This is a genomic window from Undibacterium sp. Ji49W, from assembly GCF_049340205.1.
Taxonomy (GTDB): Bacteria; Pseudomonadota; Gammaproteobacteria; order Burkholderiales; family Burkholderiaceae_D; genus Undibacterium.
Genome location: NZ_JBMPOW010000014.1, coordinates 1 through 14,147, shown reverse-complemented (window position 1 = coordinate 14,147; position 14,147 = coordinate 1). Strand labels below are relative to the sequence as shown.

At 51.9% G+C, this 14,147-nt stretch carries 12 protein-coding genes; 6 read left to right on the top strand and 6 right to left on the bottom strand.

Annotated elements, in window-relative coordinates:
- Positions 1-3 precede the first annotated feature (3 nt).
- Both ACO0LK_RS17450 and ACO0LK_RS17445 read right to left on the bottom strand, forming a co-directional pair.
- On the bottom strand, positions 4-1,269 hold the full coding sequence (locus ACO0LK_RS17450) for an efflux RND transporter periplasmic adaptor subunit (RefSeq protein ID WP_422977217.1): 1,266 nt from the start codon (positions 1,267-1,269) through the stop codon (positions 4-6).
- A 77-nt stretch (positions 1,270-1,346) separates the two neighbouring features.
- A complete protein-coding gene (locus ACO0LK_RS17445) occupies positions 1,347-2,237 on the bottom strand; it encodes an alpha/beta hydrolase (protein ID WP_422977215.1) in 891 nt (296 codons plus the stop codon).
- Positions 2,238-2,451: 214 nt separating this feature from the next.
- Between ACO0LK_RS17445 and ACO0LK_RS17440 the strand changes: the two genes are divergently transcribed.
- A complete protein-coding gene (locus ACO0LK_RS17440; protein WP_186946173.1) occupies positions 2,452-3,486 on the top strand; it encodes a LysR family transcriptional regulator in 1,035 nt (344 codons plus the stop codon).
- 124 nt (positions 3,487-3,610) lie between these two features.
- On the opposite strand, the gene ACO0LK_RS17435 is transcribed toward ACO0LK_RS17440, so the two are convergent.
- On the bottom strand, positions 3,611-4,126 hold the full coding sequence (locus tag ACO0LK_RS17435; protein ID WP_186946172.1) for a hypothetical protein: 516 nt from the start codon (positions 4,124-4,126) through the stop codon (positions 3,611-3,613).
- Positions 4,127-4,624: 498 nt separating this feature from the next.
- On the opposite strand from ACO0LK_RS17435, the gene ACO0LK_RS17430 reads away from it, so the two are divergent.
- The 4 genes from ACO0LK_RS17430 (at position 4,625) to ACO0LK_RS17415 (ending at position 9,219) form a co-directional block, all read left to right on the top strand.
- On the top strand, positions 4,625-5,878 hold the full coding sequence (locus ACO0LK_RS17430) for a glycosyl hydrolase family 28 protein (protein ID WP_422977212.1): 1,254 nt from the start codon (positions 4,625-4,627) through the stop codon (positions 5,876-5,878).
- Positions 5,879-6,029: 151 nt separating this feature from the next.
- On the top strand, positions 6,030-7,079 hold the full coding sequence (locus ACO0LK_RS17425; protein ID WP_422977210.1) for a pectinesterase family protein: 1,050 nt from the start codon (positions 6,030-6,032) through the stop codon (positions 7,077-7,079).
- 118 nt (positions 7,080-7,197) lie between these two features.
- Entirely contained in the window at positions 7,198-8,190 is a 993-nt protein-coding gene (locus ACO0LK_RS17420; RefSeq protein WP_422977208.1) for a hypothetical protein, read from the top strand.
- 162 nt (positions 8,191-8,352) lie between these two features.
- Entirely contained in the window at positions 8,353-9,219 is an 867-nt protein-coding gene (locus tag ACO0LK_RS17415) for a LysR family transcriptional regulator (RefSeq protein WP_422977206.1), read from the top strand.
- Between the two features lie 49 nt (positions 9,220-9,268).
- On the opposite strand, the gene ACO0LK_RS17410 is transcribed toward ACO0LK_RS17415, so the two are convergent.
- The 3 genes from ACO0LK_RS17410 to ACO0LK_RS17400 form a co-directional block, all read right to left on the bottom strand.
- On the bottom strand, positions 9,269-11,206 hold the full coding sequence (locus ACO0LK_RS17410) for a peptidase M61 (protein ID WP_422977204.1): 1,938 nt from the start codon (positions 11,204-11,206) through the stop codon (positions 9,269-9,271).
- 225 nt (positions 11,207-11,431) lie between these two features.
- Positions 11,432-12,115 (bottom strand): NAD(P)H-binding protein, encoded by a 684-nt coding sequence (locus tag ACO0LK_RS17405; protein WP_422977202.1) that lies wholly within the window; start codon positions 12,113-12,115, stop codon positions 11,432-11,434.
- 209 nt (positions 12,116-12,324) lie between these two features.
- Positions 12,325-13,140, bottom strand: a complete 816-nt coding sequence (locus ACO0LK_RS17400; RefSeq protein ID WP_422977200.1) for an inositol monophosphatase family protein — start codon at positions 13,138-13,140, stop codon at positions 12,325-12,327.
- A 42-nt stretch (positions 13,141-13,182) separates the two neighbouring features.
- Here ACO0LK_RS17400 and ACO0LK_RS17395 point away from each other — a divergent pair, with 42 nt between their 5' ends.
- Complete coding sequence (locus ACO0LK_RS17395; RefSeq protein ID WP_422977198.1) at positions 13,183-13,848, top strand: TetR/AcrR family transcriptional regulator; 666 nt, start codon at positions 13,183-13,185, stop codon at positions 13,846-13,848.
- The last annotated feature ends 299 nt before the right edge of the window (positions 13,849-14,147 follow it).

The following is a 14,147-nucleotide window of genomic DNA, read 5'->3' as shown; positions in this document are numbered from 1 at the left end:
CGATCAAGACTTTTTGGCAGCAGTTTTTTCTGCTGTGGCAGCCGTCTCGGGTGCAGCAGATTCAGGAGATCCAGCAGGCGCAGCAGCCACTTTGCTCATCGGTACCATGTTCGGCGTGATGGTGTCACCGGGACGTGTACGTTGTAAGCCGTTGACGACAATGCGTTCACCCGCTTTCAGGCCAGATTCAACGATCAGCAAATCTTCCTGTCTGGTGCCCAGACGTACTTCGCGATAAGCGGTGTGATTGTCTTTGTCCACTGCCAGCACGAAGCGTTTGCTTTGGTCTGTACCTACTGCTTTTTCATCTATCATCAATGCTGCATGCGGCGCACTGCCACCAAGGCGAATACGGGCATACAGACCAGGTAGCAACAAGCCATCCTGGTTTTCAAACACTGCACGCACGCGTATGGTCCCGGATGAGGTGTCAACACGGTTATCGATGGAAGTTACCTTGCCCTGGCGGGAATAGCCTTCTTCATTGGCCAGGCCAAGGAAGACTGGTACCTGGGTATTTTTTGCCTGTGCCGGATTGACGTATTTCAAAAAGCTTTGTTCATCCACATCAAAAGATGCATACACCTGCGAGACGGAAACCAGCGTACTCAAAGCTGGTGAGCTGGCACCGACGGCAATGACATTACCCACAGTAACTTCGGCACGCGAAATGCGGCCAGCAACAGGTGCCGTGATTTGGGTATATTCAAGATTCAGTTTTGCGGTTTTTAAAGCTGCCTGTGCTGCCAGTACATTGGCGGCAGCTTCACGCGAAGCATTTTGTTTTTCTTCAAAGTCACGGCGGGCAATGGCATTTTCGCCCAGCAGTCGTTCACCACGTGCCACATCAGAACCTGTATAGGCAGCGCGTGCTTCGGCGGCGGCCAGTTGCGCCTGGAACCTGGCGACTTCAGCAGCATACGGACGCGGGTCTATGGTGAATAACAAATCACCTTTCTTGACCAGGCTACCGTCCTTGAAATGTACGGCTGTCAGCGTGCCACCAACCAGCGGGCGTATCTCTACCCTGTCGACGGCTTCCAGTTTGCCGGAATAGTTTTGCCAGTCAACGATATTGCGGCTGACGACTTCGGCGACATCAACGGTCGTTGCCGGCGGTGCGCCTTTCGCGTCGGTATTGCTGGCCTGGACCCGGATTGCGCCTACGGTGCCAGCCCCTGCGATCAAAAGAACAATGGCGGTGCTGATGGCGATGGACAAAGAACTGCGTTTGGCAGATGAAGTGATGGTATTGGCTCGATTAGACATGATATTCCTCGTGGATAGTAGATAGCGGATAGTGGATACGCGGGTGGCTGTGTTCTTTACATTCTGCTGTTGTGTTGTCAGGCATGGTCTTGCTCGTCTGTGGATTCAAAAACTGGCTGTTTCAATTCAGAGGGCGCGGCCAGGCGACGGCGCAGGAATTCGGCCACTTCCACCAGCACGGGCGCATGTTCACGTAGCGACGCATGCTTGACACCGGCAAAGCGGGCCACCTGGGTGGGCACGCCGACCGCGATCAGCGCTGTCGCATATTTTTCTGCTTCTACATGCAAGACATCATGCTCAGCCGTGGCGATAAAGGCCGGGGACAAACCACCCAGGCGACGCGATTCCAGCGGCGCTGCATACGGATGCAGCCTTTGCAAAGACATGGGCAGGTACTGGCGATAACAATTCGCACATTCCTGCGGTGTCATGTCGGATTCCAGTTGTTTTGCGTCACCCAGACGTGTCATGCTGGGATCAAGCATGGGGCCGATCAGGGCCTGGGCCAGTATCGGTGGAGCATTGCGGTCACGGGCAATCAGGGTCAGGCAGGTAGCCAGGTTGCCACCGGCATCATCGCCAGCGACAGCCAGACGGCTGGCATCGGCATGGATGCTGGCGGCATTCTTGCCCACCCAGACCATGGCTGCATAAGCATCTTCCGGCGCAGCGGGAAAAGGTTTGGCCGGTGCCAGAGCATAATCAACCGACAAGACCAGGGCATTGCTGTTTCTGGCAATAAAGCGCGCTGGTACATCAGCGTCATGCAGCGACCCGCTGATGAAGCCACCGCCATGGAAATACAGCACCACGGGCAAGACTGCATCACCTTGTGGCCGGTACAGGCGCACAGGGATGGAACCCAGCGGGCCAGGGATAAGAAAATTGCTTATATGCAAAGCTGGTTCAGCCGTTTTGGTGATCTTGCTTCTTGTTTTTCGGGCAATGGTACTTGTTGCGTTCATCATGTCGTCGCGGATATCCGCTCCAGGGATTAAGGATTGGAACGAATAGTAGGCGCTACCCGATTCGGGATAAACACCGATAATCCAACATCACTATTCCACCAGGTCGACTAATCAGAGCCCAAAATGCATTTATACTGGCTACACTTAAAAATCACTCAACGCGTCTACGCTTTATCAAATGTCATCTCCGGCATCATGAAGGGAATCAATAATGGACCGCTTTCAAGCAATGCAGGTATTCACCCGGGTGGTGGATTCAAACAGCTTTACCAGGGCCGCCGACAGCCTGGGCTTGCCACGCACGACCGTGACCACGACCATCCAGAACCTGGAGAGTCTGTTGCAGGTGCGCCTGCTAAACCGGACCACACGCCGCCTTAGCCTGACGCCGGATGGTGCCGCCTACTATGAGCGCTGCGTGCGCATCCTGGCGGATGTGGATGAAACCGAAGCGTCGTTCCAGAATGTGGCACGCGGGCCGAAAGGCCAGTTGCGCATTGATGTACCTACCTCGATAGGCAAACTGATATTGCTGCCGCAAGTCTGCGAATTTTATTCACGCTACCCCGACATCAAACTGGTCATGGGTATGGGCGACCGTATGGTGGACATGGTGCAGGAAGCCGTTGATTGTGTGATACGGGTGGGTGAACTGCAGGATTCCAGCATGATCGCCAGACGCATAGGCACCTTCCAGAGCATCACCTGCGCGGCACCAGATTATCTGGATACCCATGGTGAACCGCAGACCATAGACGATTTGCAGCACCATCAGGCCGTGCATTATTTTTCCAGCCGCACGGGCCGTAACCTGGACTGGGATTTCATCGTCGATGGCAAAACCATAGACGTCACCGTCAATGGCAAGATTTCTGTGAATGATTCTGAAGCCTATATCGATTGCGCCATCAAGGGCTTTGGTTTGATACAGGCACCGCGTTTCATGCTGATGCCGCATCTGCAGTCGGGTGCACTGCGTGAAGTATTGCCGCAATGGACGCCTGCGCCCATGCCTATCTCTGTCGTGTATCTGGCCAACCGGCATTTGTCACCCAAGGTACGCGCCTTTGTTGACTGGGTGGCTGAACTGTTCCCGCGCTGCCCATTGTTCAGCGGACGTGATGCAGAACTGTTGAACGGCATGAGCGAATGTGAATTTGCCGGCAAACAGGATCAACAACGCAGTACAGGCAATACCCTGCGCGCCGTGCTGGAGCATCAGAATATCGCCGAAACGGTGTTTTAATTAATATTTTCCATTGCGCATTTCGTAGTCAAAAAAATGGTGGATAGCTGTCTGGCTATCCACCATATTTATTTTGAGTTCCAATACTGGAATTTTTCTAAGTCAGGCTTTACTTGAAACAGACTTATTCAACAGGCAGCGCTCTTACTGTATAAAACTCGCTGGCTATTTTCCAATGACCGTTGACCTTCAGCAGGTGCAGCAGTTTCCAGCCAAAGCCCCCTTTTTGTGTGCCTGCCTCTTTGGTAATAAAATCCAGTGACACTTGTGCGAGTGCACCGTCCTGATTGATTTTCACATTGAAGAACGCCTGTTCCAGCTTGCGTCCGCTACCAAAGACACCCTCACGAAAATCTGCATAGCGACGGGTATCCAGCGCATCGCCTTTGTTAACAATATCAGGCACACCGCGCACCGCCATGAACGGTACTTTTTCATCCAGCAGCAATGTGGCGAAGGTCTTGCCATCACCGTTACTGACTGATGTGGTATAGCTGTTGAGCAAATGCTCAATAGCCAGCTTGTCCTCGGCAGTGCTCAGGTAATGCGATTGAAAATCAACTGGCGACGGAAGCGACGCAGCAGCGACACTGGCCATCGTCATGCTGCTTGCAAGAGTAAGTAGAGAAATTAATTTCATGGCTTTCATTCGGCGAAGTTTATTCGTTCACTGTAGCCAGACATCAAGCATTAATAAATCGAATATTCATAATGCAATGCATTACAAACTCTAATGCATGAATCATCTGAATGCGGCCATGAAAATTCTCAGCACAGGGATACCAAGGTTTTGCAGCCAGCAAACAACGCATGACTTCACGATGCATGATTTTCGCAACGCAAAGCTGCGCCTGCAAGACAGGTCAACACGCCCCGACAATGAGTTCCAGTCAAATCCCTCTTCCGCAATGCTGGCCGCAGGCGTTGAGAATTTGTTTTAATTAAATATATTATTTTCTTAGCATCCCAGGCCTTTGTGTCTTTTCCGCATTAACAGCAACATGACTTTCCTTGACAAAGGGAAAAGAAATACCTATAACGTGAACTGGTATTGGTTGGACCAATTTGCATTTGGCCCAGCCAATATCGGTTTCACCCAAAAAATTACATAATCATAATATTTTATTAGGGGACTTTTATGACTGCAATCAATGCAATTCGCTGCCATGCCTTAACCGCGACATTACTCGTATTTTCTGCCTCTGCCGGGGCACAAACTCTGGCCACTGGCGACAGCCGCACAGTAACCGAACCGACTTACCCTGGTGTCTGCACCACGCTTACCGCGCAATTTACAAGCTCGCAACGCGCAGCACCACCCTCTTCTGATGACACAAGCCGCTTGCAAACTGCCTTGACCAATTGCGCAGGAACCGGAAAAAGCGTGGTACTCGCTGCATCAGGTTCAAAGAATGCTTTCTACAGTAACAGTTTGAACGTCAATGGCGCTGGCCTGGTCATTAATTCCGGTGTAACCCTGTATGGAAATAATAGCTATGCCGGCAACGCGCAATTCATCCTGTTCAATGGCAGCAATGCTTCGTTGATGGGGCCGGGTGCCGTTGACGGGCGTGGCGATATTCTCAGTGGCAGTGCACGTCTGGTGCAAGCCAAAAACATCACTAACTTTACTGTCTACAACGTCACCATCAAGGAATCCGTTTTCCCGAATCTGTATGTCGAGGGCGGCAACGGTTTCACCGCATGGAAGCTGACAATACGCACACCGTCGACCCGCACCAATGCTGACGGTATTGATATTGACAGCCTCACCAATGCAACGGTCGCAAATTCTTCCATTGAAGCCGGGGATGATGGCATTGCAGTCAAAACCAACTCCGGTGATGCCTCAAACATCACCGTCAGAAATAGCCAGCTTTACGGCACGCACGGGCTTTCCATCGGTAGCATCTACAAAAATACCGTCTCAAATATCCTGTTCAAAAATAACTATGTGTACGGCGCGGACCTTTCTGGAACCACCTCAGCCAACGCCAATGCCATCAACATCAAAACCGGCCCCTGTGCTTTGACGGTCAGCAAAGTTAGTTACGTCAACACCTGTATTACTGGCGCAAAACATCTGGTTATCATGGATACCAACTACCATGCATGTCCTGTATCTGGCGGTACACCAACGCTGTCAAACATTGTTGTCAATGGTGCCTATGCAACTTCATCCGTATCTGGCGCCTATACCCGCATAGCTGGTCGCAACGCCAGCTTTCCGGTCAATGCTTATCTGGCACATGTCAATCTGGACGCGACTGCACAAAGTGGTGACCAGTATGCCAATGTCGGACTCGATAGTTCGAATGATGTCCCATCCGGCACGGGCGTTACTACCAGTAACTTTACGATGAGTGGCGCTGTTCCCAGCTGCACGTTCTGATTTTTCCCGCTGTTCAATTTAACCCCGCTCAATTTGATCTTGCTCAAATGAGCGGGTGAACAGACATCCGGTCCATAAACAAATAAAGCAGTGAATCAGATCACTGCAATAGCCGGGACACGGCCATCGTGTCCCGGCACAAGGAGACAATATGAAACATAAAAATAGCGTATGGAAAATTGCGTTGACCGTCGCATTGTTATTGAGCAGTGCGGCGAGCAATGCCATTACGAAAGTAACAGTTGGCGGTACTGGTGCAGGTCATTACACGACCATTCAGGCGGCCGTCAACGCATTGCCGTCCAACGGTGGTGAAATCGATGTGACAGCTGGAACCTATACCGAACAGGTGACGATTACCAAACCCAATGTACGCCTGGTAGGCCAGGGCGCGCATGCTAGCTCTACCGTTATTACCCAAAGCTATTGGGCGCAAAAATCCAACGGCAGCGGTGGAACTGTAGGCGACAAGGGCTCATCAACAGTCATCGTCACAGGTGCAGGTTTTTTTTCAAACAATATCACCATACAAAACACTTACACCCAGGATGGGAATGCTGAAACACAGGCACTTGCACTGTATCTTGCATCTGATAAATCCGTACTGCGCAATGTACGCCTGATCGGCCGGCAAGATACCCTGTATGTCGGCAGCCTGGGTTGTACTTCCACGACCTGCATTGCGGCCCGTTCTTACTTTTATGGCGTAACCATCGAAGGCAATGTCGATTTCATCTTTGGTGATGGCGCCGCTGTCTTTGACAATTGCGTCATCGTTGCTGACCAACATGGAAGCCTGGGCGGAGAAGTCACCATTACTGCGCAAAACAGACATTTCACGAATTATCTTAGCGGCTATGTCTTTTATAACAGCACCATTTCCAGCAATCCGCAGACTGGTCTGACGAATGCTTTCCTGGGTCGTCCATGGGGTGCATTGGCTTCCAACATATTCATCAACACCAATATACAGGCGCCAATCAATGCAGCAGGAATGATTGAATTTACCCCAGGGTCCACCAACAATTTGCCAACATCGTACTTTGCGGAATACGGCTCTTCCGGACCTGGTGCCGCAGGTTTCACTGCAAAAAAACGTGAAAAATATACCGTCTACCTGACGTCTTCCCAGACTACGCAGTACCAGCCAAACAATTTCCTGGCTGGCTCTGACGCCTGGGTTCCCACATCTGTTTTCTAAGCCGCTGCCGTATTTTTTGCATCAGGCTTTTTGTATAAAATTTTTCCGGGGTATGGGCTGGATACAGCATTCCAGCCCATGCCCATATCGATCAAACCGGCAATTTATACTCACTCGCATGTCGACTTCACTCAAAGACCAGGCCAAGAAACACTACGGGATAAATGTCCCTGTCACCATTGCGCTAGTCATGGTTTTGTTATTGATACGCTATTTCTGGCAGGATGAGCCGGAAGACATTGCACCGATACGTGCAAAGCCAAACCTGTCCAGCATGGTCTTTGGTCCGGGCCAGATGGCGCCGTCAGGTAATACTTCGGAAATTGCATTTTCTGCGAATTTTTCTGCGATTGACAGCCGCTTGTTACCTACCGGGCTTACAACTGAAAATCAACAACTCGTCATCAATAGTGCGCTACTGGACGTCATCAATTTTTTCTTGCTTGAACAAGTTTCGCCAGACCGTGCAAGTGCATTGCGCAGCCATCTAAAAAGTATGCTGCCACCGCCTGCCTATACGGAAGCAATTCTCATCGTCGAACACTATCAGGCCTACATGAAAGCGCATGACGACTTACTTGCAGCACATAATTTCAATGGCGCTGGCAAAGATATCAGCTTGCAAGATATACGACGTATCAGCACCTGGCGTGATCAGCGGGATCGCCTGCGACTCGGCTTTCTGGGTGAAGTAGTCGTGCATGCGTGGTATCAGAATGATGATGCGCAGTTAACGCAGATCTTGAATGAATTAACACAGCTAAAAGACATATCGAGACAAGAGAAAACGCCTGACATGCTCTCATCTGACGAGCAAACAGGCGCTCCGCGTCCACCAAGCTGGTCCAACAAAAGCGATGAATTGCGTCATGACCTATACATGCAATGGGTGTTAGGCAAGGCAATTCGCAGTTTCAGCAACTGGGCAGGTACAGGGCCACAACTGGCAAACCGGCTGACCAGCTATCTGGATGCCGCCGGCCAGATCAATCAGAATCACCAGCTTAATTTTTCTGAACGCGTTATTCAAACACAGGAACTCCTGATCAAGTCTTTTCCCGTTGAAGCAGAGCGACAACGGGCACGCGATTTAATGTTTCCGTCGCATTGAACTTTTACCTATTCCTATATTGTTCTTCACTCAATCTCAACTAAAGGATTGGCCTGCAAAGACAAAATACCAGATAGGGCTTACTATAACCGACTGTCAATATCTCAGAGCCACGTATTTATGTGTGCTCAACATTTCGAAATCTGTTAACTGATCCCAGCCATGAAAAATCTCGACATAGGATTGCTGAGGACATTCTTGCATGTAGCCGAGACTGGCAGCATGACTTTCGCTGCGCAAAGGCTGCACATGACGCAGGGCGCGGTCAGTCAGCAGATCAAACGGCTGGAACAAATGATGGACAGGCGTGTTCTGGATAGAGGCAAGGGTGGTGTGCATCTGACGGTTGAAGGCGAACGCTTGTTGATCAAGGTACGCGCTATGGTGGAAATGAATGATGAGATCCTATCAGCGCTGACAATCACAGAAGTGACGGGCACCATACGCATAGGGGTGCCACATGACCTGATGGTCATGCACCTGCCGAACATCTTGCCTGCGTTTGTCAAAACCTACCCATCGGTAGAAATATCTCTGATGGCAGGTTCATCCACCGAATTAACGAAAAGCTTTGACAGCGGCTTGCTGGATCTGGCCATCATTGAAGAACCTGCTACCCATGCCAGGGGTGAACTATTGGTGATGGAAAGACCCGTCTGGGTAGCCAGGCGGGATGGCGTCGCCTGGCAAAAACGGCCATTGCCCCTCTGCCTGGTGTCAGAAACCTGTGCCTTCAAACCCACGGTCATGCGGGAACTGGCCAGGGCCAGTATAGACTGGCGCAATGTTGTCGATTATCCCAGTATAGAAGCCATTACCGCCACCGTGCAGGCAGACCTGGCAGTGACTGCCTTGCTGCCATCGACAGTGCCGCCCGGGCTGGACATACTTGGTTCAGAAGCAGGTTTACCCTTGCTGGACGAATTTGCCATCAGCCTGCGCTTGCCTGCACACGGGGCCAGCGCCGCCTGTCTGGCACTGGCGGAGGCGATACGGCTTGCTTATGCTGTTGAAGAACATGATATCTGACTTGTTTTAAGTTCGGGGAACATGCGGCCCAACCTGCAATTAACCGCACTCACCCACCAATATGCGCGGGTGAAGTCAGCAAACTCTCCAGCCGGTCTACCGTACCAGGAATACGCTCCAGGCGCGGATAACGCAGCGAACCCGTGTAGTTAATGCTGACAGTACGGGTTTTGCCATCTGCCATGAAAGTCAGTTCTATCGCTTCCTTCGATACCGCTGCCGCCTTGATTACCTGCTTCAATACGGTGTCCGAGTATGCTTCTTTGCCGACATTCAACAAGCGTGCGCCAAGGCTGATGCCGGCGCGGAAAGCCGGGCCTTCCCAGGTGACGCTGCTGACCATGCCTTTGCTGTTGACCGTGAGCCCCAGCGATTGAGAAAAATCGGTCGCTCCTGCATCGGCTTCCATCTTCGTGAAATAGTCTGTCGGCTCATCCGTGTAAATCAGACGGTAGCCGCTGCGTGTCAGGCCATCAAGTGCATGACCGGCATCGTGCGCCTGCAGGCGGGTAGTGAAATAGGCAGCCCAGTCATAGGGCACGATATGATTCAATCCCTTGCAGATATCGGCGAAGGTATAGGTGCTGGTGATACTGTTCACCTTGCTGCCACCAAAGAAACTGCCAGCAAAATCGGCCAGCCCTTTTTTGCCGGATGAGCGTTCGCGCATCAGCATTTCTACATCCAGCCATAGCAGCACGCCTTCGACATAATAATCTTCACGCCGTTGCCAGTCACGCCAGCGCACTGAAGATTTTCCACCTGCCATATAGATGGGATCAATGGTGCTGTCTTGCAGCGACTTCCATTGCCTGCCGACGCGGGCGCTGACAAATGCTGCATCCATCGCCAGTGCATCCAGACTTTGCTGACGTGTCATGAAACCCAGGTGCGACGTCAATATGCGCCCCCAGAATTCTGTCTGCCCTTCATACATCCATAGCAGGCTGCCGCGCATGGGCATGTTCAGGTTGGGTGTCCATAAATCCGCAGGCTGGCGAAAGCGCCCATTCCAGGCATGTGCATATTCATGCGGATGCAGGCTGGCAATGCGTAATTGTGCGTCGGAATTATTAAAGAAATCAGCAGGCAGATTGATCTCGGTCGATTCCGAATGTTCTGCCCCACCGCCAGAAAATACCACATCCGATAAGCTCACCAGAAAATCAAAATGTGGATAAGGCTGTCCCCGAAACAGCCTGGGCATAGCCGTCACCATCGTTTGATACTTGCTCAAAAAATCCGGAGTAATGGCAAGCGCTGCTTCCGAATCACCCACCAGGTTCAGGCGTACTGGCACTTTGGCACCAGCAGTCGTCAGTTCTACGCGTTTGAAATACCGCCCCGCATACACGGGTGCATCCATCAATTTTTCAAAGCTGGTTTGCTTGAAACTGACTTGGTTGCCGTCAACCCTATCACTATCAAGCGAAGTGGCGAACTGAAAATCCCTGGGCAAGCTAAGGGATGCATTGCTCGCGATATTACGCAGGTACCAGCCTGCCGGGTACAGCGCAAGTTTGGACCATTGCAACTTCAATATATCTGGCGACAAGCCGCGACTTGCAGGCAATATCTGAAATTCCAGCCTGAGTTCAGGCACATTTTTTGGCACCGAGATATGAAAGGCAAATGGGTTCACCGCATCACGTTGCCATTCCAGCCTGGTATCACCCGCCATGATGAGCAAACCTGCCAGGTCGGCCACCGATTGCGTTGCTGCATGGCTGGCTGTTTCCCATTCGGGATACAGCAAGACCATGGCGCCACTTTTTTGCACAGGTATGGTTTGCCGTACACGGATGATCTTGTGCACGGTATCAGATGCATCCACATCAAGTTTCATGACGCCACGAAACACCCGGTCACGCGGTGCTTCTATCTGTGGCATCGGCGCTACGGGTCTGGGCCCTGTGTTCACAGATGCAGCCTGCGCCATGGCAAGTTGCGAGAAAGTCAGGACAAGGGCAGGCAGTATTTTATTCATGGCTAATCTGTCAATGGAAGTTCTCAGGCCGTTTTTGCAGCAGGCATTGAAACGGCCTGCGCACGGGTAGTGCTTGCCTGGTAATGCGTGTCTGGCCATTGTCAGGCCATCTCTGGCTGAGAAAGTTCCGCAAAACAAAGTATCTACGGATGTTTGCATGCTTACCATTGATAATCTCATGCGCAGGACCATTGCCAGAATTTGATTTGCCCGTTGCGGTGGTTTTTAAAAATACCATGCGGGCACTGGTCCGGCGTTATCACCATACACATCCCACACGCTGTTTTCTGGTGCTGATGCTGCGGCGGCGACCATGGCAGCGGCCAGATCAGGCCTTGCTATCGTGCGTTTCATGTCGAGGCGGTGATTAGCCTGGGCAGATAATATGGCGGCTGTTGCTGGTCTGGTCGTTTCAATTTCATTTTCTAATACATCAACCAGGCGCGGTGCACGCAAGATCACATACGGCAGGCCGCTATCGACAAGTGCCTGTTCTCTGTCCACGATATTCTTTTGCATGCCGCGCTTGGCCAGATTTAACAGAAACCAGGTCAGTGATGGCTTGCCCGGCCCCATGACAGAGAGCAGGATGATGCGTGGCGGCTTTGTACTACGCTTAGCACCGCCCAGCACATTCACGAAACCATCAAACATCACCGAGCGTATCAGCTGTTTTGACGCAAATGCCTTGTGGATATCTACCGTAAAAAATACTGCTTCCAGTTCACCCGCCAGTGCTGCGGCAATGGCTTCCGGCTTGCCTACATCGGCAACGACAGGTTTGATAAATTCTGTTGCTGCGGGTGGCTTACGTGCAATGGCACGCACAGTATGACCTTGACTTGCCAGCAAACGGGTAATTGCCAAACCTGTGCCGCTGCTGGCACCGACGACTGCGTATTCTTTCATATTCATTCTCTTTTCTTGTCGGACCTACACAAAACCGCCCCAACTGCGTTGCAGCGCCTAGCCGTACTATTCGTACTGTCTTCGTCGCTACGGTGGAGGCGGGGTTTCAGACAATATATTGTCTGCCGACGTAACGAACCATCCTTGCAAAGGTGGTTTCCTAAAGCATGGCCTTGCTGGGACAATTTTGTGGAAGTCCTGGGTTTTGTTTAGATGTTTTTCAGAACTGCTACCAACTGGCCATTCATGACAGGTGCGCTGGCAACAAAATTGGGGCTGGATAAAGTCCATGGCTTGCCTGACCAGTCTGTTATCTGGCCGCCAGCTTCAGTCACCAACAAGGAACCGCTGACCAGGCCAGACAAGACATTGCCGTGCTGCCAGAATGCATCCAGTTGCCCGGTAGCGACTTGCACCAGTTGCATGGTGGCAGGTACTGCCATGCGTACCAGCAGTGCGTATTCCAGCATGGCCGTGACAGACTGACCTATCTTGCTGTAAGCCAGCTTGCCTTCACCCGGCGTCGCCTGGCCAGTGCTGACCAGGGCAGCCGCAAGGCTGGGTTTTTGCGATACACGCAGGGGCTGGCCGTTCAGATATGCACCACCGCCAAGCACTGCCGTATAAAGCTTTGCCGCCAGCGGTTCAGCGACTACCGTTAGTACAGGAACATTGTCACGCACCAGTGTTGCTGTCACTGCCCATTCAGTCGTGCCGTGGATATGGTTGACGTTGCCTTCTGCCGGGTCAGCGACCCACCATTCGCCCGCAGGCAGCGGGCCGCTGGATTTTTCATCGTCCAGCCATTGCGCATGGGGCCGCAGTGCCAGCAAGGACGCACGCAGTTGTTCGGTAACGGCATTGTCATTGTCTTCTATCATCTTGATCAACTGCGGCAAGTCAGCAGGACGTGCATCAGACTTGAAACGCTGGAGTAAAGAGTCTGCTGCAAGGCGCACGGCGATTACGGTGTCATCCAGCAATTGTTGGTCGTTTTTTTGTTGATGGTGGTTTTGTGTTTGCATGATTATTTGCTTTCGCCAAGGTAGATAAAGTAGAGATATAATATGAGTTATCGCTCATATTTAAAACTCGCATTCATGCCCAAGCCCATCAGCAAAGCCACGACCCCGCTGGCCCCTCGTAAAAGCCCCACGCAAGCCCGCTCTGTCGCGACCGTAGAAGCCATTTTGCAAGCTGCTGCTCACATTCTTGAATCTGAAGGTCTGAGTGCCTGCTCCACCAATGCTGTGGCAAGAAAGGCCGGTGTCAGCATAGGTTCGCTGTACCAGTACTTCCCCTCTAAAGATGCCATCAGCAGGGCCCTGATACTGGAACAGACCACGGCACTTGTCGAAGACGCCGAGAAAATAGACCTGAGCCAGGGCGGCCGCAAGGCACTGGAAGATTTGATCGATGTCGCCATCACCCACCAGCTAAAAAGACCGGCATTGGCAAAGATACTGGATGCAGAAGAGCTACGCCTGCCAGTAGCCTCAGACCTCAAACGCCAGTCCGCCCGGCTGCACAAAACCGCGCACGACATACTCTCTCAGTCCGATATGCCTGAAGGTGCCAGCGATACAGAAGTCATGGCCGACTTAATGGGCATCATCAAGGGCATGGTCGATGCGGCGGGAGCGCGCGCGGGTTCAGAATCCCCCGCCAGCGCTGCCAATTTGCGCAAGCGGGTGCGACGGGCGGTGTTTGGGTATCTGGATGCGGGGGAGTAAATATCTCCTGCAGACAACAGCCTCGCAGGTTGATTCATTGCAAGGTGGCGTATAGTCCCGGTAGGGTGCGCAGCATCTTTCAATGCATGCGCCATCTTTTACTGCATGCGCCAAGTTGCTACGCACAAAGCCTTGTCTCTTCAAAATTTGGACAAGGGGGCCGGTGCGCGGAGCGCATACATGGACGCCCCCCATTTGCAAGAGCATTTTCAAATTAAACCTGACGTAGTCGATTGCAGCCATACATTCGGTCTTTATTGCAGCCGCTTGATGACTGCTGACGCATGATGAAATACGCT

What these genes read in the sequence shown, in the direction of transcription:
- ACO0LK_RS17450 (WP_422977217.1), bottom strand. Translation starts at nt 1,269, where the DNA reads ATGTCTAATCGAGCCAATACCATCACTTCATCTGCCAAACGCAGTTCT.
- ACO0LK_RS17445 (WP_422977215.1), bottom strand. Translation starts at nt 2,237, where the DNA reads ATGAACGCAACAAGTACCATTGCCCGAAAAACAAGAAGCAAGATCACC.
- ACO0LK_RS17440 (WP_186946173.1), top strand. Translation starts at nt 2,452, where the DNA reads ATGGACCGCTTTCAAGCAATGCAGGTATTCACCCGGGTGGTGGATTCA.
- ACO0LK_RS17435 (WP_186946172.1), bottom strand. Translation starts at nt 4,126, where the DNA reads ATGAAATTAATTTCTCTACTTACTCTTGCAAGCAGCATGACGATGGCC.
- ACO0LK_RS17430 (WP_422977212.1), top strand. Translation starts at nt 4,625, where the DNA reads ATGACTGCAATCAATGCAATTCGCTGCCATGCCTTAACCGCGACATTA.
- ACO0LK_RS17425 (WP_422977210.1), top strand. Translation starts at nt 6,030, where the DNA reads ATGAAACATAAAAATAGCGTATGGAAAATTGCGTTGACCGTCGCATTG.
- ACO0LK_RS17420 (WP_422977208.1), top strand. Translation starts at nt 7,198, where the DNA reads ATGTCGACTTCACTCAAAGACCAGGCCAAGAAACACTACGGGATAAAT.
- ACO0LK_RS17415 (WP_422977206.1), top strand. Translation starts at nt 8,353, where the DNA reads ATGAAAAATCTCGACATAGGATTGCTGAGGACATTCTTGCATGTAGCC.
- ACO0LK_RS17410 (WP_422977204.1), bottom strand. Translation starts at nt 11,206, where the DNA reads ATGAATAAAATACTGCCTGCCCTTGTCCTGACTTTCTCGCAACTTGCC.
- ACO0LK_RS17405 (WP_422977202.1), bottom strand. Translation starts at nt 12,115, where the DNA reads ATGAAAGAATACGCAGTCGTCGGTGCCAGCAGCGGCACAGGTTTGGCA.
- ACO0LK_RS17400 (WP_422977200.1), bottom strand. Translation starts at nt 13,140, where the DNA reads ATGCAAACACAAAACCACCATCAACAAAAAAACGACCAACAATTGCTG.
- ACO0LK_RS17395 (WP_422977198.1), top strand. Translation starts at nt 13,183, where the DNA reads ATGAGTTATCGCTCATATTTAAAACTCGCATTCATGCCCAAGCCCATC.